This window comes from Microbacterium sp. (genome assembly GCF_039812165.1).
In the GTDB taxonomy this organism is placed as follows: domain Bacteria; phylum Actinomycetota; class Actinomycetes; order Actinomycetales; family Microbacteriaceae; genus Microbacterium.
The window spans coordinates 1-22269 of record NZ_JBDIAB010000013.1; the positions used below are offsets into that span (position 1 = coordinate 1).

Annotated in this window: 21 protein-coding genes and 1 pseudogene; 16 read left to right on the plus strand and 6 right to left on the minus strand. The window is 67.6% G+C overall.

Annotated features, from left to right (window positions below):
- The first annotated feature begins 119 nt into the window (after window positions 1–119).
- From WML84_RS02485 to WML84_RS02530, 10 genes and pseudogenes are all read left to right on the plus strand, one after another.
- Window positions 120–551: a nucleotide disphospho-sugar-binding domain-containing protein gene (locus WML84_RS02485; protein WP_347344583.1), complete on the plus strand. Its 432-nt coding sequence runs from the start codon at window positions 120–122 to the stop codon at window positions 549–551.
- Between the two features lie 74 nt (window positions 552–625).
- Window positions 626–1288: a TMEM175 family protein gene (locus tag WML84_RS02490; RefSeq protein ID WP_347344584.1), complete on the plus strand. Its 663-nt coding sequence runs from the start codon at window positions 626–628 to the stop codon at window positions 1286–1288.
- A 325-nt stretch (window positions 1289–1613) separates the two neighbouring features.
- The gene (gene rpsF, locus WML84_RS02495) at window positions 1614–1952 is read left to right on the plus strand and encodes a 30S ribosomal protein S6 (RefSeq protein WP_347344593.1); all 339 of its coding nucleotides are present in this window, start codon (window positions 1614–1616) and stop codon (window positions 1950–1952) included.
- A 5-nt stretch (window positions 1953–1957) separates the two neighbouring features.
- Window positions 1958–2458, plus strand: coding sequence for a single-stranded DNA-binding protein (locus tag WML84_RS02500; protein ID WP_347344585.1), 501 nt, complete (start codon window positions 1958–1960; stop codon window positions 2456–2458).
- 81 nt (window positions 2459–2539) lie between these two features.
- Window positions 2540–2794, plus strand: coding sequence for a 30S ribosomal protein S18 (gene rpsR, locus WML84_RS02505; RefSeq protein ID WP_005054609.1), 255 nt, complete (start codon window positions 2540–2542; stop codon window positions 2792–2794).
- An 11-nt stretch (window positions 2795–2805) separates the two neighbouring features.
- A complete protein-coding gene (rplI, locus tag WML84_RS02510; RefSeq protein WP_347344586.1) occupies window positions 2806–3258 on the plus strand; it encodes a 50S ribosomal protein L9 in 453 nt (150 codons plus the stop codon).
- A gap of 333 nt (window positions 3259–3591) precedes the next feature.
- Complete coding sequence (dnaB, locus tag WML84_RS02515; RefSeq protein ID WP_347344587.1) at window positions 3592–6162, plus strand: replicative DNA helicase; 2571 nt, start codon at window positions 3592–3594, stop codon at window positions 6160–6162.
- 239 nt (window positions 6163–6401) lie between these two features.
- Window positions 6402–7651, plus strand: a pseudogene (gene istA, locus WML84_RS02520) (IS21 family transposase).
- The gene (gene istB / locus WML84_RS02525; RefSeq protein ID WP_061683283.1) at window positions 7651–8439 is read left to right on the plus strand and encodes an IS21-like element helper ATPase IstB; all 789 of its coding nucleotides are present in this window, start codon (window positions 7651–7653) and stop codon (window positions 8437–8439) included. The pseudogene istA and the gene istB overlap by 1 nt, the downstream one beginning before the upstream one ends.
- A gap of 125 nt (window positions 8440–8564) precedes the next feature.
- Window positions 8565–10097, plus strand: a complete 1533-nt coding sequence (locus WML84_RS02530) for a P-loop NTPase fold protein (RefSeq protein ID WP_347344588.1) — start codon at window positions 8565–8567, stop codon at window positions 10095–10097.
- Here WML84_RS02530 and dcd read toward each other — a convergent pair.
- Together dcd and WML84_RS02540 are read right to left on the minus strand one after the other, a co-directional pair.
- Window positions 10090–12018, minus strand: a complete 1929-nt coding sequence (gene dcd / locus WML84_RS02535; RefSeq protein WP_061683281.1) for a dCTP deaminase — start codon at window positions 12016–12018, stop codon at window positions 10090–10092. The genes WML84_RS02530 and dcd overlap by 8 nt on opposite strands.
- A gap of 10 nt (window positions 12019–12028) precedes the next feature.
- Entirely contained in the window at window positions 12029–12481 is a 453-nt protein-coding gene (locus WML84_RS02540; RefSeq protein ID WP_347344589.1) for a hypothetical protein, read from the minus strand.
- 127 nt (window positions 12482–12608) lie between these two features.
- Between WML84_RS02540 and WML84_RS02545 the strand changes: the two genes are divergently transcribed.
- The 3 genes from WML84_RS02545 (at window position 12609) to WML84_RS02555 (ending at window position 13637) form a co-directional block, all read left to right on the plus strand.
- On the plus strand, window positions 12609–12956 hold the full coding sequence (locus tag WML84_RS02545; RefSeq protein WP_061683279.1) for a hypothetical protein: 348 nt from the start codon (window positions 12609–12611) through the stop codon (window positions 12954–12956).
- Window positions 12957–12994: 38 nt separating this feature from the next.
- Window positions 12995–13264, plus strand: a complete 270-nt coding sequence (locus WML84_RS02550) for an SDR family oxidoreductase (RefSeq protein WP_347344590.1) — start codon at window positions 12995–12997, stop codon at window positions 13262–13264.
- 73 nt (window positions 13265–13337) lie between these two features.
- A complete protein-coding gene (locus WML84_RS02555; RefSeq protein WP_061683277.1) occupies window positions 13338–13637 on the plus strand; it encodes a hypothetical protein in 300 nt (99 codons plus the stop codon).
- Between the two features lie 19 nt (window positions 13638–13656).
- Here WML84_RS02555 and WML84_RS02560 read toward each other — a convergent pair whose 3' ends face one another.
- The 4 genes from WML84_RS02560 to tkt are packed head-to-tail and all read right to left on the minus strand — an operon-like array spanning window position 13657 to window position 18828.
- Window positions 13657–14574, minus strand: a complete 918-nt coding sequence (locus WML84_RS02560; protein ID WP_347344591.1) for a ribokinase — start codon at window positions 14572–14574, stop codon at window positions 13657–13659.
- 26 nt (window positions 14575–14600) lie between these two features.
- Window positions 14601–15635 carry an NAD(P)-dependent alcohol dehydrogenase gene (locus WML84_RS02565; protein WP_331709145.1) on the minus strand — a complete coding sequence of 345 codons (1035 nt, stop codon included), beginning with the start codon at window positions 15633–15635 and terminating at the stop codon, window positions 14601–14603.
- Window positions 15632–16747, minus strand: coding sequence for a transaldolase (gene tal, locus WML84_RS02570; protein WP_061683274.1), 1116 nt, complete (start codon window positions 16745–16747; stop codon window positions 15632–15634). The genes WML84_RS02565 and tal overlap by 4 nt, the downstream gene beginning before the upstream one ends.
- Entirely contained in the window at window positions 16744–18828 is a 2085-nt protein-coding gene (gene tkt / locus WML84_RS02575; protein ID WP_061683273.1) for a transketolase, read from the minus strand. Before tkt ends, tal begins: the two co-directional genes overlap by 4 nt.
- A gap of 227 nt (window positions 18829–19055) precedes the next feature.
- Between tkt and WML84_RS02580 the strand changes: the two genes are divergently transcribed.
- Genes WML84_RS02580 through WML84_RS02590 form a run of 3 tightly spaced genes read left to right on the plus strand, consistent with a single transcriptional unit; the run spans window position 19056 to window position 22260 of the window.
- Window positions 19056–20087: a zinc-dependent alcohol dehydrogenase family protein gene (locus WML84_RS02580; RefSeq protein WP_061683285.1), complete on the plus strand. Its 1032-nt coding sequence runs from the start codon at window positions 19056–19058 to the stop codon at window positions 20085–20087.
- Complete coding sequence (locus tag WML84_RS02585; protein ID WP_061683272.1) at window positions 20084–20734, plus strand: DUF2291 domain-containing protein; 651 nt, start codon at window positions 20084–20086, stop codon at window positions 20732–20734. Before WML84_RS02580 ends, WML84_RS02585 begins: the two co-directional genes overlap by 4 nt.
- An 8-nt stretch (window positions 20735–20742) precedes the next feature.
- The gene (locus tag WML84_RS02590; protein ID WP_231860901.1) at window positions 20743–22260 is read left to right on the plus strand and encodes a sugar ABC transporter ATP-binding protein; all 1518 of its coding nucleotides are present in this window, start codon (window positions 20743–20745) and stop codon (window positions 22258–22260) included.
- Window positions 22261–22269 lie beyond the last annotated feature (9 nt).

A 22269-nucleotide genomic window follows, 5' to 3' on the forward strand; every position in this document is an offset into this window, starting at 1 on the left:
GCTCCCGGTGCCCGACCCGGCCGCTCAGGCCGCGCGCCGTGCCGCCTGGCAGGCCTCCCGCGCATAGCTCAGCGCGTGTCTCCGATCACTCGCGCGACGCTGTCGGCGAGCCACGAGACGTGCTCGTCGTCGTGAGCACCGGCGGCCGCCCGGTCGCCGATCTGCCGGGCCCGCTCCCGCAGAACGTCCGCGTGGCCCCCTACCTGCCGTACGACCGGCTGCTGCCGCGCATCGACGTGATGGTGAGCAACGGCGGCTACGGCGGCGTGCAGCAGGCGCTCGCGCAGGGTGTGCCCCTCGTGGTCGCCGGGCGCACCGAGGACAAGGTCGAGGTGTGCGCGCGCGTCGGCTGGTCGGGTGCGGGCGTCGACCTGCGGACGAACAGCCCCGCCCCCGCGGCCGTCGCGGACGCGGTGCACCGTGTGCTCGCCGGCGCCGCGTACGCCGACCGGGCTCGTGCGCTCGCGCAGGCGTTCGCAGCGGCTCCCGGCCTGTCGGGCCTCGACGACGTGCTGGCCCGGCTCGTCCCGGCGCACGCGGCGCGGGCCTGATCGGCGGGGTCTGCCCGCCCGGACGTCGGCGCGGCGGCTCTCGCGGGCGGCGACCGACGCGGCAGGATGCCCGTATGAACGCAACCGACGGAACGGATGCCGCGGACACGCCGTCCGCGCCGGCGTCGCCGCGACGGTTGGCGTCGGCCGAACGGCTGAAGGCCTTCACCGACGCGGTCGTGGCGATCGCCATGACGCTGCTGATCCTGCCGCTCATGGAGAGCGTCGGCGAGGTGGCGCGCGAGCACGGCTCGGCGGGCGAGTGGCTGACCGAGAACGGCGACCAGCTGTTCAGCTTCGCACTCAGCTTCGTGCTGATCGCCGCGTTCTGGCTGGGCCATCACCGCCTCTTCGACCGCATCCATCGCGTCGACGGGGGCCTCCTCATGTTGACCGTGGCGTGGATGTTCACGATCGTCTGGCTGCCGGTGGCCACCGCGATCGTCGGCCAGATGGCGGACGACCCGGTGCAGAAGACGCTGTACGTCGGCTCGCTCTTCGCGACGAGCGTCATGATGGCGCTGGCCGGCTGGTACGTGCTGCGGCATCCCGCGCTGCACGACATGCCTGCCGAGAACCTGCGCAGCGGCATCCTGGCGGACACGATCGCCTCGGTGCTCTTCGCGGTCGCGTACGTCATCATGCTCGCGGTGCCCGTGCTCAGCTTCTATCCGCTGTTCCTGCTGCTGCTGACCGGTCCGCTGCACTCGCTGGCGCGCAGGCTCGTGCGGTCCTGACCCCGGGCGGATCGGGGCTCCGGGCGCACGAACTCCGCAGTTCCCGACGAAGTCCGCAGGATCGTGCCGAAATCCTCCGAAGTTCGTGCGATCCTGCGAAGTCCGGGATGCCGAGTCGCCCGAGCGCCGTCATGGGCGCGGTCGAAGGTCGTCGCGGTCTGCGAAGAATCGCCTGGTCGGGTACCATAGGAGGGTTGTCCGGCGGGAGCCCGTCTCCGTGAGCCCGTGACGACGTGCACACACCCTCCTGCCGCCGGGAAATGCCCGGTGGCCGTTCTAGTCCGAAGGAGGTGGGTTAGTGACGCACTCACACCAGTACGAGCTCATGGTGATCCTCGACCCCGAGATCGACGAGCGCCAGGTCGCCCCCAACCTTGACAAGTTCCTCAAGGTCATCACCGGCGACGGCGGCACGATCGACAACGTCGACATCTGGGGCCGTCGCCGTCTCGCGTACGAGATCCAGAAGAAGAGCGAGGGCATCTACGCCGTCGTCAACTTCACCGCGACGAGCGCTGCCACGCAGGAGCTCGACCGCCAGCTGAAGCTCAGCGAGAAGATCATGCGCACTAAGGTCCTTCGCGCCGAGGAGGCCATCGCCCTGGTCGCCGCCGAGAAGGAGCGCGCCGACGCCAAGGCCGCCCGCAAGGCCGCGAAGGCGTAACGATCATGGCCGGCGAGACCATCATCACCGTCGTGGGCAACCTCACGGCCGACCCCGAGCTGCGCTACACGCAGAACGGGCTGCCGGTGGCGAACTTCACCATCGCCTCCACGCCCCGCACGTACGACCGTCAGGCCGGCGAGTGGAAGGACGGCGACGCGCTGTTCCTCCGCGCCTCGGTGTGGCGCGACTTCGCCGAGCACGTCGCAGGGTCGCTCACCAAGGGCTCGCGGGTCATCGCGACCGGCCGCCTCAAGCAGCGCTCCTACCAGGATCGCGACGGCAACAACCGCACCGCCATCGAGCTCGAGATCGACGAGATCGGCCCGTCGCTGCGCTACGCGACCGCACAGGTCACGCGCGCCGCGTCGTCGGGAGGCGGCGGTGGCGGCGGCCAGTCCCGTCCGCAGCAGGTGCAGGACGAGCCGTGGTCGACGCCCGGCTCCTCCTCGTCCGACGCGTGGAGCGCCCCCGGCAGCTCCTACGGAGACGACACCCCGTTCTGATCGCCCGGTCGCCGGGCGGCCGCATCGCGGCGAACGGCCCGGCGCGACGGCATCCACACAACTCATACGTAAGGAAACAACATGGCTGGAAAGGCTACCGGCGACCGCCGCAAGCCTCGCAAGGGCGCGAAGAACGCCGCCCCGGCGAAGGCGATCCGCGTCGGCGTCATCGACTACAAGGACGTCGCCACCCTCCGCAAGTTCATCTCGGAGCGCGGCAAGATCCGTGCCCGTCGTATCACCGGGGTCTCGGTGCAGGAGCAGCGTCTGATCGCCAAGGCGATCAAGAACGCGCGCGAGATGGCTCTCCTGCCCTACGCCGGCGCTGGCCGCTAAGGAGCACCGACATGGCAAAGCTGATTCTCACGAACGAGGTCGCCGGGCTCGGAAGCGCCGGTGACGTCATCGAGGTCAAGAACGGGTACGCCCGCAACTACCTCATCCCCCAGGGCTTCGCGGTGGCGTGGACCCGCGGCGGCGAGAAGCAGGTGGCGTCGATCCGCGCCGCCCGCGACGCGCGCGCGATCCACGACCACGAAGAGGCCGTGGCCCTCAAGGACGCCCTCGAGGCCGCCAAGGTGCGCCTGTCGGTCAAGGCCGGCGCCGAGGGTCGCCTGTTCGGCTCGGTGAAGACCGCGGACGTGGCGGATGCCGTCCGTGCCGCCGGCATCGGCGAGCTCGACAAGCGCAAGATCCACATCACCAGCCCGATCAAGTCGGTGGGCGAGCACGAGGCGACCGTTCGCCTGCGCGACGACCTCACCGCCGTGATCACGCTGCAGGTGGTCGCCGCGAAGTAGTCGCGACGCGCATCATAGACGGATACCGCGAGCCTTCGGGCTCGCGGTATCCGCCTTTTGGGGGACATGTTTGTACACATGTGGACAGCCCCTGGGGAAACCTTCAAGCGAGGCTTGAAGCCAGTCTCCCTCCACAGGGGTGGATACAGAAACTCCCTGGTCGAAGCAAGGAAAAAAGTCTGGAGAGCGGAGTTTCGCACACGTTCTCCACAGCCGTTCTGCACAGCCCGCACGGCGTTTCACGCACAGTCTCCACAGAGTTATCCACAGGGCGACTTGCGGGTGTCGGAGGCCGTCCTTAGCGTGTAGTCCGGCTCGAGGGAGGCACGCCGAATGTCGATCGCTGACATCTCTGAAGACCGTCTCGGTGGACCCCGCGAGTACGAGCGCACTCCGCCGCACGACGTGCTGGCCGAGCAGAGCGCGCTCGGCGGCATGCTGCTGTCGAAGGATGCCGTCGCCGACGTCATCGAGACGCTGCGGGGGTCGGACTTCTACGTCCCGAAGCACGAGCTCATCTTCGAGGCGATCCTCAACCTCTACTCGCACGGCGAGCCCACCGACGTCGTCACCGTCACCGACGAGCTCATCAAGACCGGCGAGCTCCAGCGCGCCGGCGGCGCCGACTACCTTCACAGCCTCACCTCGATCGTGCCGACCGCGGCCAACGCCGGCTACTACGCGACGATCGTCAACGAGCGCGCGCTCCTGCGTCGCCTGGTCGAGGCCGGCACGCGCATCGTGCAGATGGGCTACAACGGGCAGGGCGACGCGGTCGATCTCGTCAACTCGGCACAGGCCGAGGTGTACGCGGTCACGGGCGTCGAGGCAGCCGAGGACTACGTGCCGCTGCAGGTCGCGGTCGACTCCGCCGTCGAGGAGATCGAGGCCGCGCGGGGCCGCGACGGTCAGATGACCGGCATCCCCACCGGCTTCCAGGGCCTCGACCAGCTCACCAACGGCCTGCACGGCGGTCAGATGATCGTCGTCGCCGCGAGGCCGGCCATGGGCAAGGCGCTCGCGCTCGACACGCCCCTGCCGACGCCGACGGGCTGGACCACGATGGGTGCCGTCGCGGTGGGTGACGAGCTGTACGACGCGGACGGTCGTCCGACGCGCGTCGTCGCGGCGACCGAGGTCATGACCGGCCGACCCTGCTACGAGATCGAGTTCTCGGACGGTTCGACGATCATCGCCGACGCCGAGCACCAGTGGCTGACCGAGACGCGCGCGTCGAGGCGGGGCGGCCAGGTCGGCGCGTCCATCGTCACCACGGAGCACATGTTCGCGACGCTCACCGTGGGTGCCGAGGCACGTGCCAACCACTCAGTGCGCAACGCGCGGGCGCTTCAGGCGCCCGAGGCCGATTTGCCCGTCGCGCCCTACGCGCTCGGCGCCTGGCTGGGCGACGGCCACAGCGACGGCGCTCGCATGACGAGCGAGACCGACGAGATCCCGTCGTTCATCGCGCGCAGTGGACTGCGGACCCAGTCCCGCGGCGGGATGCTGTATTCGATCCAGCTCCTCGAACGCGAGCGTCTGACCCGCGCCTGCGAGGTGTGCGGCATCGAGTTCACGCCGCGTCACCCGCACGTGCGCACGTGCGGCCGCACGTGTGGCCCGAAGAACAAGGGAGCGCACCCCGAGCGCCTCTCCTGCCTCGACTGCGGCGCGCCGTATTCGGGCGAGGCGTGGCGGTGCGCATCGTGCCACCGTGATCACGGCTCGTTCACGGCGCTGCTGCGCAAGGCCGGCGTGCTCGGCGACAAGCACGTGCCCGCCGCGTACCTGCGCGGATCGGAGGCGCAGCGCCGTGAGCTGCTCGCCGGCCTGCTCGACACCGACGGCACGGTCGTCAAGGGTGTCGGCTCGTGCCAGTTCGCCGTGACGAGCAAGAAGCTCGCCGACTCGGTGTACGAGTTGATCGTCAGCCTGGGCTACCGCTGCGGGCGCACGACCAAGCGGGTGCACGGTCGCTCCGAGGCGTCGTCCACCTGCTACATCCTCAACTTCTCGACGACCGACGACGTCTTCTGGCTCGAGCGGAAGCGCGTGCTCCACGAGCAGGAGCGACCCCTGAACACGCTGCGCACCGGCCGGCGCTACGTCAAGGCGATTCGTCCGATCGAGAGCGTGCCGGTCCGTTGCGTGCAGGTCGACAACGACGACCACCTGTACCTGGCGGGTGAGTCGATGGTCCCGACCCACAACTCGACGCTCGCGCTCGACTTCGCGCGAGCATCGGCGATCAAGCACGACATGCCCACGATCGTCTTCTCGCTCGAGATGGGCCGCAGCGAGATCGCGATGCGGCTGATGAGCGCCGAGGCATCCGTCCCCCTCCAGAGCATGCGCAAGGGCACGCTCGACTCGCGCGACTGGACCACGATCGCCGCCGTCCGCGGCCGCATCAACGACGCGCCCCTCTACATCGACGACAGCCCCAACATGACGCTCGTGGAGATCCGCGCCAAGTGCCGCCGTCTCAAGCAGCGCGTGGGGCTGAAGATGGTCATCATCGACTATCTGCAGCTCATGACGTCGGGCAAGCGCGTCGAGTCGCGCCAGCAGGAGGTCTCGGAGTTCTCGCGCGCGCTGAAGCTGCTCGCGAAGGAGCTGCAGGTGCCCGTGATCGCGCTGTCGCAGCTGAACCGAGGCCCCGAGCAGCGCGCCGACAAGAAGCCCGCGCTCTCCGACCTGCGCGAGTCGGGTTCGATCGAGCAGGATGCCGACATGGTCGTGCTCCTGCACCGCGAGGCCGCCTACGAGAAGGACTCCCCGCGCGCCGGCGAGGCCGACCTCATCGTGGCCAAGCACCGCAACGGTCCGACGGACACGATCACGGTGGCCTTCCAGGGGCACTTTTCCCGCTTCACCGACATGGCGCCGGGCGACTACGCGTAGTTGTAGGTTCCACGCGAAGATGGCATTTTCCACGGGTAGTTGGCATGCATTTGGCATTTGTGCCAAGTGCCGTGGACGAGCGGGGGGCGTGGAGGCGATGTGCCTGGGGTACTTGTGTCTGTCCTGATCCGTAGGGTCGGAGGCGCTGAATCGCGTCGGAGTAGCAATGGTGTCGACGACGGGTGAATACTGACCCCGAGGTGACGTTTGAATGTTGACCCCTCCGACACTCTTGGAGGGTGATTTCAGTGGAAGATTGGGCGGAGATCCGCCGGTTGCATAAGGCCGAGGGCATGCCGATCAAAGCGATCGTGCGTAGGCTCGGCGTCGCGAGGAACACGGTGCGTGCGGCGTTGGTGTCGGACGAGCCGCCGGCGTGTCGGCGGGCTCCTCGAGGGTCGCTCGTCGACGCGGTGGAGCCGGAGATCCGGAAGTGGCTGCGGGAGGACGCGAAGATGCCCGCGACGGTGATCGCGGAGCGGATCGGGTGGGAGTACTCCATCACGATTCTCAAGGATCGGGTCCGGCAGATCCGCCCCGAGTACGCCGGTGTGGACCCGCGGACCGGATCGTGCATCAGCCCGGGCAGGCGGCGCAGATGGATCTGTGGTTCCCGGAGCCGCGGATCCCGGTCGGGTTCGGGCAGGCGGCGATGTTGCCGGTGCTGGTGATGACGCTCACGTTCTCGAAGTTCTTGGCCGCTGTGATGCTCCCGTCCCGGCAGGGCGGCGATCTCACGGCGGGCATGTGGCAGCTGATCGCGCAGGTCGGCGCGGTGTCGAAGACGCTGGTCTGGGACCGGGAGTCCGCGATCGGCGGGAAGGGGAAAGTCACCCAGCTCGCGGCCGCGTTCGCGGGGACCCTCACAACTCGGGTGGTGCTCGCCCCACCGGCGGATCCGGAGTTCAAGGGCATGACCGAACGCAACAACGGGTTCTTCGAGACGTCGTTCCTGCCCGGCCGTCGGTTCGTTTCACCGGCTGATTTCAATAGCCAGTTGCAGGACTGGTTGCCGCGCGCGAACGCGAGGACGGTCCGCTCACTCGGCGGCCGCCCGATCGACGTGCTCGACAGGGACCTCGCGGCGATGACGGCATTACCGCCGCATCCGCCGACCACGGGCCTGCAGGCGCGGGTCCGGCTGGGCCGCGACTACTACGTCCGCGTCGACGGGAACGACTACTCCGTCGACCCCCGCATGATCGGCCGGCTGGTCGATGTCACCGCGACGCTGACGCGAGTGATCGTGGTCTGCGACGGGACCGCGGTCGCCGACCACGAACGGTCCTGGGCGACCGGCGGGGTCGTCACCGACCCCGCCCATGTGGTCATCGCTAAGGGACTGCGGTCGCAGTACTCGGCTGCGAAACGAGACCGGGCCAGGGCGGAGCTGGCGTCGCCGGAGCGACGGGTGATGTTCCGCGACCCGGGCGTCTATGACGATCTGTTCGGGGTCCGGTTCGACCCGATCACCGGGGAGGTGCTGTGATGGGCGCCACCACTGACACCGCCGCGACGCTCGGCTATCTCGCCCGCGCGCTCAAGGCGCCGACGATCGGGCGGGTCTGGGAGCAGCTCGCGGTCACCGCCCGGGACGAGGGATGGTCGCACGAGGACTACCTCGCGGCGGTGCTGCAACGGCAGGTCGCGGACCGGGAAGCCAACGGCACCAGCCTCCGCATCGCCGGAGCCCACTTCCCCGCCGTGAAGACCCTCGAGGACTTCAACGTCGACCACCAGCCCTCGCTACGCCGAGACGTGTTGGCGCACCTGGCCACGACGACCTGGATCGCGAAAGCCGAGAACGTGATCCTGCTCGGCCCACCCGGCGTCGGCAAGACCCATCTAGGCATCGGACTCGGGATCAAGGCCTGCCACGCCGGCTACCCGACGGCGTTCGACACCGCTACCGGCTGGGCCTCCCGGCTGCAGACCGCGCACCAGAGCGGTCGCCTTGAGCACGAACTGAAACGCCTCCGCCGCTACCGGCTGCTGATCATCGACGAGGTCGGCTACCTCCCGTTCGACGCGGACACCGCGAACTTGTTCTTCCAGCTCATCGCGGCCCGCTACGAGCAAGGCTCGATCCTCGTCACCAGCAACATGCCCTTCGGCCGATGGGGCGAGATCTTCGCCGACGACATCGTCGCCTCCGCGATGATCGACCGCCTCGTCCACCACGCCGAGGTCCTCACCCTCGCCGGCGACTCCTACCGGACACGCGCCCGACGCGAGCTCCTCAAGACCCCGACCGCAGCCAGCGGCGGCGACCGATAACAACAACCCCGAGGGGTCAAAATTCAGACGACGAAAAGGGGTCAGAATTCAGCCGACGTTGACAAATGGGGGTTGTGGTGGGGTCGGACTTTCGGTTGTGGTCGGATGAGCCTTCGGCGACGGACTTGCTCTCGTTTGACGCGATCGCGGACACCGTAGTCGATGCGTTGTTCGATGGTGAGTTGGATCCGGTAGCGCTTGGTCTTGAGGGCACTTGGGGTAGCGGCAAAACGACCGTGCTGCATCTGATCGAGAAGCGGATCGACGCGGCGAACGCGGATGACCAGGTCGTGATCGTGGTGCGGTCAAACCCCTGGCAGTACGACCCGACCGTGGGCGCGAAAGAGAGCCTGATCGCGGAGATCCTTGGCGCGTTGAGCGCCCAGTTCAACGCCACTGATCCCGTGGGACAGGCGGGGCTGACCGCTCTGCGGGCGTTGGTGAGACGCGTGAACTGGTCGAAGGCCGTGAAGATGGCAGCGCGGACGACGCTGACGCTACAACTGCCGTCGTTGGACGACGTGTTCGATTTGGTGAGCGACGACCCCGAATCGCTGGATTCCCCGAAGGGCATGGCCTCCTTCAAGGACGAGTTCCAGAAGCTTCTCACGGACCCGGCGCTGGCGCATGTGTCCCGCGTCGTCGTCCTCGTCGACGATCTTGATCGGTGTCTGCCGCCGACCGTGGTCGAGACGCTTGAGACGATCCGCCTGTTCTTGTCGGTGCCGGGGATGTGTTTCGTGGTGGCAGCGGATGCGGCACGTGTCGCCGAGGCGATCCGGATGCATCTCGGAACGCCGCAGGTGGGAGATGGGCGGGAGAGCGTTGCGAGCCTGTATCTCCACAAGATCGTGCAGACGACGGTGCCCGTTCCCGCTCTGAGCTCGTTTGATACGCGTGCCTACTTGTTCCTGTTGTTGGCGAGGCAGGAGTGCGGGAGCGAGGCGGCATTCGAGGAGCTGGTTCGTGCGTGCGGTGAGTTACGGGTCGCGGCGGGGAGTCTCGATGACCTTGCGTTGCCCGAGAAGCCGCTGCAGTCTGCGATGCAGAGTGCGGCGCGGCTGACCCCGATCTTGTATGAGAAGTTGCAGGCGAATCCCCGGCGTATCAAGCGATTCATGAACGATCTGAATGTCCGGCAGTCGATCGCGAATCGGCGCGGGATTGCGTTGTCACCAGACGCAGTCGCGAAGCTGATGGTGCTGGAGCGCACATTGCCGGCCGACTTCGACACGCTGCTGAGCTGGTTGAGCGCGGGCGTGCTCCGCCCGCGTCTGGAACGCCTGGCTGAGGTGGCCGAGTCCGGCTCCAGCGGTGCTGGTGCCGATGCTATGGACGGCGGCGACGAGGAGGCGTTCTCAGCGACCATGATTCGGTGGGCGAAGCTTCCGCCCGCTCTTGATGCGGCCGCTGCCGGCGGCTATCTCACGCTGGCGGCGGCATTCCGATCACCTGCTTCCAAGCAGCGGCATCGCCCGGTAGTGGTGGCATGGTCTGACCCTTCCGACGGGAAACAGGCCAGTCTGACACCGATCAGGGGGGTTGTCGACAGCGAAAGCCGCGTCGACACGGCGCCCGTGTCGCGGGGCGACGGGGATGGCCCGAGCCGAAGGCGGCGAGGATCGGGCGAAGCAACAGGGTGTGATCGAGCTACGTGAGGCGGGCGTTGGAGAATCGTTGCCGCAGATTCACCAAGGTCTGGCTCTCCTTGTCCTCTCGGATCTTGGAGAATTCGGGTCCGGTCGGGTGACGATACTTGCTCTGGTCGTCCTTGTCCTCGACGGTCTCCTCGGGGCTGGTGTGCCAGAGCATGAGTTGCGCCACGCGCTCACCCGGCGTGATCGCCATCGGCACCTCACCGAGGTTGACCAGCTCAAGGGTCAAGCATCCGGTGAACCGGGGATGTACCTGGACGGCGGTTGCGGAGAGCAAACCCAGCCGACCGTAGGACGATCGGGTGATCACCTGTCCTGCGACATCGGGCGGCATGACCAGATACTCCAGCGTTGCGGCGAGGACGAGCTGGTGCGGGTGCAGGTAGAACACGTCGCCCCAGGACTTCTCGATCCTGGTCTGGATCGTCCTCGGGTCCTGGGATGTGTTGAGGGCGTCGAATTGTCCGGTGTTGGACTTCTCGAACACGATGAACTGGTTGCCGAGCCGCAGGTCGATACTGGGGTCGCTGATCTTTGGCGGAAGCCGGGGAACGAGGATGAGCCTGCTGTCGTCGGTGGCTTCCAGACGCCGGCGGATCTGCGAGGCCGACAAGGCCCCCACTTCAGCCGCGATAGGGCTGGCTGCCGGTGTCTTGGTCGGAGAGATCATGTCGCCGCCGGCGTCCTGCCAGCGCTGAAGGAAGTCGAGAAGGTCGAGCGCCTTCAGCGCGAGCCGGTTGACCCGTGTGTCGGCGGCTTCCACGAACACCAGCCACACCGCGTTGACCAGATCGGCGACGGCAAAGCGATCAGACGCTTCACCGGCGGGATCGTGCACCGGTGGCACACCGTCGCGGAGCAGTCGTGCGCACACCTTGATCCGGTCACCGTGATCGGCTTGCGTGTAGGGGGTGGTGTCGCACCATGTTGAGACGTCTGACCAGATCGAATCGCCGAGGGTGGTGAAGTGATCCGCGAGCAGTCGTGCCCACTCCGGAAGCGCCGGTGTCTGGACCGCGAGGTCGTCGAGCCCTTCGACGATTCCCAGGTCGTCCCCGCCGGCAGTGCCGCGAAGCCACCGCAGCATGAGCGCGGTGCGCAGTGCCCGTGGAGGGTGGGTGGATCCCGCCGTGGAGACCGGGGACACGTAAGCGAGGAAGTCGGTCAGCGCCGCCACCCCTGCCGCACCGAAACGGTGCACCGCATACGCGTCGCAGGTGAGTTCTTCCAGCCAGTTCGCTGCGATCTGCTCGAACACCCGGGTGACCGGTTGGCTTCCCGCACCCGGCGGAGGATCGGTGATCGCGGCAACGGCTGCGGGGTCGAGATCGTTACTGTGACTGCGCGTCACGGGCCGGACGCGTTGGAGGTAGTGGGCGAGCTCGTGCCCGCACGTGATCGGCAACCACGAAAGTCTGGCACCTTCCGCCTCGGGCGCGGTGATCAGGGCGAGCGGGGCGGTCGTACCGGTTGGAGCCGCGGGAAGACCAGCGAACAGCGCCGCGCGCAGGTCACGGGTGAAGGTCATGAAGTTGTCGGGCCGGCCGACCGTGACAACCGCATGAGTGGGTTGGCCGCCCATCCGCTGAATCTCGGAGTCGATGAGGTCGACGAGCGAACTCGGGATCCGGCGGTCGCCGCGACGGAATAGTTCGTCGAAGAATCCGACCCGCGCTTTCAGATGCGTGTTCCACGTGCGCAGGTTCGCCAGCCGAATGGTGTCATCGGCAGTTGCGGCGAACTCCGCAGAAACTTCCGCCCGCAGTGCGTCGACGTAATCGACGAACAGCGTCAGAGCCCGTCGCATGCCGGGACTGGAGTCGGGCAGCCCAACGCTCAGATCCACGACGATCTGTTGAAATGCGCGCGCCCGATCCAACAGTGCGCGCAGCCGATACCCCGGCACATCGACGGATGCGGTCACGGAAGTCGGTCTATGCGAAGAGTGGCGAGCGTTCGCCGGGCGTGGACAGCGCCAGAGTGGCGTAGTCGCCGCCCGAGAGGAACAGATCCTTGAGGTACTCGGCGTCGTCTTGTGACGTCGCGGTGTCGGCGAGCAGACTCTCGAGCCGAGTGATCAGCTCCTCCAGCATCTCGGCTGCCTGGTCGTCTGCGAGCGAAGGGTGATCGGGTCGGGCAAGGGCACCGAGGGTGAAACCGGCAAGCGCGTACGCCGGCTCGTCGACCACCGTGGCCTCTCGTCGCCCGCGCAGCACGTCGACCTCCGAACGGAGACCCGAAACGACAGACTCGACCGCACCCCGCTCCACAGACCGCAGAGGTTCACCGGAACCTGCGTGGGCTGCGGCAGCCGCCACGCGGGTAAACAAGACACCGGCGGATGAAGCGATGAGTTCGGTCCCCTGGCCCGGGATAGCGTTGTGCATCCGATTTCCCCTTCGGTCGCTGGCGGCGTGTCTCGTGCGTCGAATTCGATTGTCATGCTAGCCGCCGACACTGTACTGTGGCTCAAGTCTAGAAACGAGTTTCCTGATTCCCGGTGATTGACGCGCTATGGATGCCTCCTCTGACCTACTTAAGAAGCTCTTCGGCAGGCCGGTCCGCGTTCACCTTGCACTGTGGGTTCTCGGCGGCGGCGACACCTTCTACCTTCAAGAGGCGCAGGTCGCGATGCAGGCGTATGCTCACGCCGCTTCCGCGACCCGTGAGGAGGTCTTGACTCTGCGGGATTGCGGCATGCTTGTCGAGACCGCCGTGAGCGGCCGAAAGTACTACACCCTGACCGACTCGGAATGGTGGCAGGTGTTTCAGACGATCGGTGCGGTCGTTCGAGCTCAGTCGTCGGCCCTGCCGCAGGAATCGGATGGCCGGACTGACAATGCGCCATCCCCGATCGGGTGAGCCTCAAAAGTGCCGCAGGGATCCCGGTAGATGGGATTGTGACGCGCGGGCACAGCATCACCGAGACCGCCGCGGTCAGCTGGGCGCGCGACGGCATCCGGGTCAACGGCATCACTCCCGGCGGCGCCGCCACCGAAACGATTGCAGCCTGGGAAGAAGCGACCCCCGGCATCACCAAGCACATCAACGCCTCCATCCGGCTCGGCCGCATGGCTGAGCCCGCCGAGGTCCCCCAGGTCGCGGGATTTCTACCCTGGAATCGCGGCATTCTCCGCCATCGCCATCGGGAACCTACACTGCCGTCGTAGTTGAAGGTTCTCGATTGAAATGACGGATTCTCAGGGGCGGTGTCGGACAAGTGTCGGATCCGACAGATTGCTGATGATCGGAGTGTCGCTCACGGGAACGCCCGCGCAGACGCTGGGTCTCACCTCGCTTCCCGCTGAGCTGTCGTCGGACGGCAGCACGATGATCTCGACACTGCAGCAGATCGGCGCCGCCGTCGGCACGGCGATCGGCGCGAGCCTGCTCGCGGCTGGCCAAGCCGCCGGTGACGGCGCGGTGGGCACCGCACAGGGGGCGCAGTGGGGGTTCGTCTTCTGCGCCGCCGCAGCGGCGGTGGCGCTGGTGCTGGCGCTGTCGCTGCGTGGGCGTCAGGCGCTCGGCCCGGCCGGTCGCTGACATCGACGCGACTCCCGGCTCAGTGCCTGTTCTCGCTGAGCCAGGTGTCGAGATCGGCAGGCGTTGGGTATGACCTCTGCGTTCCGCGGCGCGTCACCGCGTACGCCCCGACGGCCGAGGCGCGTCGGAGAGCCTCATCGAGCGAATCCCCCGCCGCCAGGTGGGCGACGAATGCTCCCGTGAATGCGTCCCCGGCGCCACTTGTGTCGACGGCGGTCACCGCGACAGCCGGTGTGCGGACGACGCCGTCGCGGGAGACGGCCGCGGCGCCATGCGATCCAAGTGTGACCACCAGCAGCGGGACCCGCAACGCCTCGCGAGCCACGCGAAGGACAGCGTCGGACGGGGTCCCCGCTGCGGAGCCTGTCGCGGCGGCGAGTTCGTGTTCGTTGAGCACGAGGACATCCACCTTCTCCCTCAGCGCCTCGGAGAGCGCCCGGAACGGCGACGGGTTGAGGACGAACCGTGCGCCGATCTCGTGCGCGCGCTCGGCGGCGGCCACGACGGCGGCATCCGGAACCTCGAACCCGCTGATGATCCACCCGGCGTCGATGTCGGCGTCGATGACATCGCGCTCGCCGACGGTCGAGTTCGCGCCCTGTGAGACCACGATGAGATTGCGGCCCGCCGCGTCGACGAAGATGACGGCCTCGCCCGTCGGGGCCTCTGGATCCTGCCGCACGTGCGCGACGTCGACTCCCGCCGCGGCCACAGCGTCTCTGAGCTCGATGCCCGCGACATCCGACCCGACGGCGCCCACGAGCGAGACGGCGGCTCCCAGCCGCGCCGCAGCGACGGCCTGGTTGGCGCCCTTGCCACCGGGTGCCGTCGCGTGATCGGTGGCATGCAGCGACTCGCCCTCGCGAGGAAGCTGCATCATGCGGTAGGTGCGGTCGAGGTTCAATGATCCGACGACGACGATGCGCGAGTCCGACATCCCACTCCTTCCGACGGTCGCCGATCCTATCGGCCGCACCGGCGGAACGGCTCGACGATCGACTTCATCACTTCAGGCTCGTGCGTCGACTCGAGAGCGGCCTGCACCTCGTCCAGCGCGAACGTTCCCGTCACCATGGCGTCGAGGTCCACCTGGCCGCGTGCCGCCAGCGCAACGGCGGTCGGCCACGTGTTGGCGTAGCGGAAGACGCCGGTCACGACCAGTTCGCGATTCTGGATCGTCGTGACCGGCAAGGAGATCTCCGCCGCCCCCATACCGACCAGGACGGCCCGTCCGCCGGAACGGAGTGTGGAGATGCCGCTGCGCACGGCGGGGGCCGCACCCGAGGCATCCACGAACGCATCGGTCTCCGGAAGGTCGCCCGGTGCGGTCGCCGCCGGGTCGAACACCTCGGTCGCCCCGAAGCGCAACGCTGTCTCGCGTCGCGCAGCGGCGACGTCGGAGACGATGACGTCGGAGACACCGTACGCGCGGGCGACCTGCGCGGTGGCGATGCCCACCGGGCCCGCACCGGTGATGAGCACCCGCATACCGGGCGCGAATCGCGCCTTGCGGGCCGTCGCGATCGCCACCGACAGTGGCTCCATGAGCGCCGCAGCGTGGTCGCTGACGGTGTCCGGGATCGGGTGGGCGAAGTGGCTCTGGATCGTCACGTACTCCTGGAAGGCTCCGTCGGTGCCGGGAACGGCATAGAAACGCATGTGCGGATCGAGGTTGTAGTCGCCGCGCAGAGTCTCTGGCGAGCCGTGGGAGGGATGCTGCGGCTCAATCGACACGCGCTCGCCGATCCGACCGGCGTCGACGCCGGAGCCCACATCCACGATCGTGCCGCCGGATTCGTGGCCGAGCACGAGCGGCTCCCTGACGACCCAGTCACCCAGTCGGCCCTCGTGATAGAAGTGCACGTCGGAGCCGCAGACGCCGACCGCCCTCACCCGCACGAGGACCTCGTCGGGCGCAGGGGTCGGGATCGGACGCTCCTGCAGTTCGATCTGTCCGGCGGCGACGAGCACGCTCGCGGCCATATTGCCCGAGGTCACGCGCGCGCCCCTTCGAGTGCGGTCGCGACGGTGCGCTGTAGGTCGTGCCACGAGTCGATAAACTTCGCGATGCCTTCGTCCTCGAGCATCTGGGTGGCGTCGGTGAAATCGACGCCGACGGACGTGAGATGCTCGAACACCGCGTGCGCGGCGGCATATCCGCTCGTGATGGTGTCACCGCTCACGCGGGCGTGGTCGAACGTCGCCTCGAGCGTCTTCTCGGGCATGGTGTTCACTGTCCAGCGTGCGACGAGCTCGGTGACGTACACCGTGTCCGGCAGTGCCGGGTCCTTGACGCCCGTCGACGCCCACAGGGGCCGCTGGACGTTCGCTCCGGCCGCCACGAGCTTGCGGACCTCGGGGTCGGCGAAGCGCTGCGCGAACAGTTCGTAGGCCAATCGCGCGTTGGCGATCCCGGCTGCACCCCGCAACGCCAACGCCGTGTCGGTGCCGATCGCGGTCAGCCGCTTGTCGACTTCGGTGTCCACGCGTGAGACGAAGAAGGACGCGACGGAGTGGATCGTGGTGAGGTCGATGCGTCCGGCGCGGGCGCGACGGATGCCCGCGAGGTAGGCGTCGATGACCTCGCCGTAGCGCTCGAGCGAGAAGATGAGGGTCACGTTCACCGAGATCCCTGCTCCGATCACCGCGGTGATGGCCGGAAGGCCCGCCTTCGTCGCCGGGATCTTGATGAGCGCGTTGCGGCGGTCGACCTTCGCCCACAGCCGCTTGGCCTCGGCGATCGTGCCTTCGGTGTCGTGCGCAAGATCGGGCGAGACCTCGATCGAGACCCGCCCGTCGACGCCACCGCTGCGGTCGAACACGGGCCGGAAGATGTCGCACGCGGCCTGGACATCCTCCGTCGTGAGAGCGAAGATCGCGGCATCCGCGTCTGCTCCGCTCGCACCCAGCGCAGCCAGCGCGGGTGCGTAGGAATCGTCGTCAGGGTTGCCGATGGCGGCCTGGAAGATGGTCGGGTTCGTGGTGACGCCGGTCACATCGCGAGTGTCGATCAGCTCCTGGAGGTTGCCGGAGTCGATTCGGTGACGCGACAGATCGTCGAGCCAGATGCTGACGCCGGCGGTGGCGAGATCGTGCGTGGGGGTGCTCATGCGTTCTCCTCGATGAGTACGGCCGCTCCGGAGGCGGCGATGGTGGCACGAGTCGCGGCGAGGACCGCCTCGACCGTGATGCCGAACCGTTCGAGCAGTTCAGCACCGTCGGCGGATGCCCCGAAATGTTCGATCGACACGGCGCGGCCGTGGCTGCCCAGGTAGCGCCACCAGCTGAGTGCGAGCCCCGCTTCCACGGAGACCCGCGCGGTCACCGCGGCGGGCAGGACCTGCTCGCGGTATTCGTCGCTCTGCTCCTCGAACCACTCCAGGCACGGCGCCGAGACCACCCGCACCCCGATCCCCTCTGCCTGCAGTGCCGCGCGGGCCTCGAGCGCGAGCGAGACCTCGGACCCCGTGGCGATGAGGATCGCCTGGAGCGCTCCGTCGGCCTCAGCGAGCACGTACGCGCCCCGCTCGGTCTGCTCCCCGGTCGTGACGACGGGCAGGTTCTGCCGCGACAGGGCGAGGCCGGCGGGAGTCGACCGCCGCGTGAGGATCGTGTGCCAGGCCCACGCCGTCTCGTTGGCGTCGGCGGGCCGGACGACGTCCAGTCCCGGGATGGCTCGGAGGGTCGACAGCTGCTCGATCGGCTGGTGCGTCGGCCCGTCGGCGCCGAGTGCGACCGAGTCGTGTGTCCATACGAAGATCGAGGGGATTCGCATGAGCGCGGCCAGGCGGACGGCGGCACGCATGTAGTCGCTGAAGATCAGGAACGTGCCGCCGAACGGGCGGGTGGGCCCGTGCAGCACGATGCCGTTGAGAATCGTTCCCATTGCGAACTCGCGGATGCCGAAGTGCAGCACCCGTCCGTAGGGGTCTCCCGTCCAGTCGTGCGTCGAGGTCCCGGCCGGGAGGAAGCTGCGCGCGCCGTCGATCGTGGTGTTGTTGGAGCCGGCCAAGTCGGCCGATCCGCCCCAGAGTTCGGGAAGCTCGGCGGCGAGGGCGTTGATGATCTTGCCGCTCGCCGCGCGGGTCGCCACCGACGCGCCCTCCTCCCAGACGGGGAGTGCGTCGGTGATGCCCTCGGGCAGCTCGCCAGCGGTGAGGCGGTCGAGCAGTTCCTTGCGGGTGGGGTTGGCGGCGGCCCACGCGTCGAAGCCGTGCTGCCAGGCGCTCCGGATCTCTGCCGCCCGCTCGCTCAGAGCGCGCGTGTGTTCGATGACGGGCCGCTCCACGACGAACGCAGCCGCGGGGTCGAAGCCGAGCAGCTCCTTGGTCGCGGCGACCTCGCCCGGGCCGAGTGCGGCGCCGTGCGCCGACTCGGTGCCGCGCTTGTTCGGCGCGGGCCATCCGATGACCGTCCGCAGCACGATGAGCGACGGCTTGTCGGTGACCGACTTGGCTCCCTCGATCGCGTCGAACAGCTCGGGGACGTCCTCGATGTAGGAGCCGCTCGATGACCAGTCGACCTCGCGCACGTCCCAGCCGTACGCGCGGTATCGCGCCGCGACGTCCTCGGTGAACGAGACGTCCGTGTCGCCTTCGATGGAGATCCGGTTCGCGTCGTAGATCACCACGAGGTTGCCGAGCTGCTGGTGTCCGGCGAGCGAGGATGCCTCGCTCGAGACGCCCTCCTGCAGGTCGCCGTCGCCGGCGATGACGTAGACGAAATGGTCGAAAGGGCTCGTGCCCGCAGCGGCATCCGGGTCGAACAGGCCGCGCTCGTAGCGCGACGCGTACGCGAACCCCACGGCGGAGGCGATGCCCGTGCCGAGGGGACCGGTAGTGATCTCGACGCCCTTGGTGTGTCCAAACTCGGGATGTCCGGGGGTCAGCGATCCCCACGTGCGCAGAGCCTCGAGGTCGGCGAGTTCGAGGCCGAATCCGCCGAGGTACAGCTGGATGTACTGGGTGAGAGAGGAGTGGCCGGCGGAGAGGATGAACCGGTCTCGGCCCATCCACTCGGTGTCCGCGGGATCATGGCGCATGATCCGCTGGTACAGCAGATACGCCACCGGAGCCAGGCTCATCGCCGTTCCAGGGTGGCCGTTGCCCACCCTCTCGACGGCATCCGCCGCCAGCACGCGAGCGGTATCCACCGCACGCCGATCGATCTCTTCCCAGGTCAGCTTCGACATCCGAGCCCTTTCGCGGCGGCGTGTTGATCGCATCACTGCGACCATGATCAAAATGTGATGTTCCAATGTTGCATGTCACGGGAACTCGTGACAAGATCACATCAAACATAACACGGGGTTGATTCCCCGCAGACTGTTCACCAGGGCCGCAGGGGCCTGATCAGGAACAGAGATCGAGCACCGTCGCTCGTAGGGATGCGTCGACGGTGACGGAAACGGGAGCAGTGATGCGCGCAGTTGTCTTCACCTCAGAAGGTGAGCTGGCCCTCGAGGAGCGGGCCGTGCCGGAGCCCGGCTACAAGGAGATCCTCATCAAGACGGCCGCAGTCGGCATCTGCGGCACGGACACCCACGTGTTCGACGGCGAGTTCGAAGGAACCGTCTTCCCGCTGGTCCCCGGTCATGAGGCCACGGGAACCATCGTCGCTCTCGGCGAGGATGTGAACAGCGGCGTCTTCGACTTCCAGGTGGGGGATCACGTCGCGGTCAACCCGAGCACGACGTGTGGGGAGTGCGAGTTCTGCCTCAACGGACACCAGAACCTCTGCCGTTTCTGGAACGGACTCGGCGTGGTCGCCTCCGACGGCGCATCGCAGGAGTACTTCACGGCTCCCGCCAGCAACGTGTACAAGCTGAAGCCGGAGACCGACCTCTACGAGGCCGCGCTCATCGAGCCGCTCGCCTGCGCGATCCGGGGCTGGGATGTCCTCCCGCGCCGGCTCGGAGACCACGTGCTCGTCTACGGCGCGGGCACGATGGGCCTGCTGATGGCGCAGCTTGCCACCCGCGCGGGCGCGTCGACCGTCACGATCGTCGACCTCAATGAGGCGCGTCTGAAGACGGCCGAGGAGTGCGGCATCGAGCTGCGCTACACGTCCGCCGACGAGGCCGACCGCGAGAAGTGGGACGTCGTCATCGACTGCACCGGCAACATCCGCGCGATCGAGGATGCCCTCACGCGCGTCAAGCCCGCCGGCTTCTTCCAGGACTTCGGCGTCGCGCCCGCAGACCGCACCGCGCAGTTCTCGCCGTTCCGCGTCTACCGCGACGAGATCTCCATCGTCGGCACGATGGCCGTGCTCAACTCCTTCGGCCGCGCCGTCGAGCTCTTCGAGGCCGGGGCGATCAATGCCACCGCGATGATCAGCCACTCCTTCACGCTGGACGACTACAGCCAGGCGCTGGAGATGTTCCGCAAGGGCGAGGGGCGCAAGCTCCAGATCCGCCCGAACGACACCGAATCGCGGGTCTTCCTGTGAGTGCCGCCGCAGTCGGCCGCCGCAGGCTGTCCGCGGGCGCCAAGCGAGGCGTCTGGATCGGTGTCATCGTGCTCGTTCTGCTCGGGATCGTGCTCGGTACGAAGGTCGTCTCCAGCGACGATCCGCTGGCGCAGGGCGCGGTCGACTTCGACCCGGCGACTTTCGGGGCGGAGAACTTCCCCACCGTCCAGTCGACGATCGTCGACAAGGCCACGGATGCGACGACGCTCGCGGATGCCATCGCCGCCGACCCCGACGCAGCCGCCAAGGAGTACGCCGTCCAGAGTTCAGGCGGGCCCGTCTACAGCGTGACCTTCACCGGCGTCGTCGGCGAGGGGCAGTCGGGCATCTACGAAGTGACCGTCGACGGGGTGCCCGACGACCTCCTCATCCGTGTGCAGACCGGCCCGGCGATCAACGGCACGGATCTCCGCGACGCGACGGGCGACATCACCTTCGGTCAGTTCACGAACCAGATCGACTTCCAGAACGCCGCATCGGCGCTCAACGACGAGTTGAAGAAGACGGTGCTCGCGGATGTGGACACGACGAACCTCACGGGCAAGACCATTGAGGTCACCGGCGCGTTCACCCTCGTCAATCCCGCCGCGTGGCTCGTCACGCCCGTCGAACTGAGCGTGCAATGAGCGACCGCGTGACATTCGACGAGGTCGTCCTCGAGGCGCGCAACATCGTCAAGACGTATGGCGGCACCCGCGCGCTCAAGGGCGTGAACTTCGAGATCCGCAAGGGCACGGTCACGACGCTGTTCGGTGAGAACGGAGCCGGCAAGTCGACGCTGATGAAGATCCTCTCCGGTGTCGAGCAGCCCACGTCGGGTGAGATCGTCCTCGACGGTGAGCCCGTCGTGTTCTCGTCCACCAATGATGCCCGCGATCGAGGGATCTCGATCATCCACCAGGAGCTGAGCCTGGCTCCGAATCTGTCGATCCGCGACAACATCTTCATGGGACGAGAGATCACCGGGCCATTCGGGGTGGACTTCGCAGAGGAGACCCGTCAGGCACGCGCGCTGCTGGACGACCTCCAGCTCCCGATCGAACCCGACACGCTCGTCGCGGACCTGCGGGTCGGCCAGCAGCAGATCATCGAGATCGCCCGCGCCCTGTCGGCGAACTCCCGCATCCTGATCATGGACGAGCCGACGTCCGCTCTGGCGGCCGCGGAGGTCGAGGTCCTGTTCGGCGTCATCCATGATCTTCTCGCCCGCGGTGTCGCGATCGTCTACATCTCCCACCACCTCGAAGAGGCGCTCGAAGTCACAGACCACGCGGTCGTTCTGCGAGACGGCAACATGACCGCTCGGGGCGAGCGCAGTCAGATCGACCTGGAGTGGATCGTGCGCAACATGGTCGGAGACAACTTCGACCTCGGCTCACCGCCTTCCGGATACGGCTTCGGAGAGGTCGCACTGCACGTCGATAGGCTCACCGTCGTCGATCGTGAGAACCCCGAACGTGCGATCGTCAATCGCCTGAACCTCGAAGTGCGCGCCGGAGAGATCGTCTGCATCTACGGGCTCATGGGAGCCGGGCGCACGGAGCTGCTGGAGGCGATCGCCGGCAAGGAGCCGGTCGCCGCGGGCGACATCCTCTTGGAGGGACGTTCGGTTCTGCACGACACGATCGCCGAGCGCATCTCCGCCGGCATCGGACTCGTGCCCGAGGATCGTCAGCGAGACGGTCTCGTGCAGACCTTCGACGTCGGCACCAACCTCACCCTTGCGAGCCTCGACGACAGCATTCGACGCGGTGTGATCTCTCGTCGGCTGGAGAAGAAGCGCTCTGTAGAGCTCATCAAGGCGGTCACGGTCAAGACGCCCGGTCCCGAGCTTCCCATCGGTGCCCTCTCCGGCGGCAACCAGCAGAAGGTGGTCATCGGCAAGATCGTGGCCACCGGGCCGCGCGTCATGCTGCTGGACGAGCCCAGCCGAGGCATCGACGTCGGCGCCAAGGCGGAGGTGTTCCGCCTCCTCGCCGAACGTGCACGCGAAGGCCTGGCCGTCGTCTTCTCCACCTCCGAAGTGGGCGAGTGCCTGAGCATCGCGCACCGCATCATCGTGATGCGCCGAGGCCGGATCTCCGCAGAGTTCGGACCTGACGCCACCAAAGACATGATCATGGCCGCCTCCGGCGAGGCCGTGGCCGCCTGAACACACCAG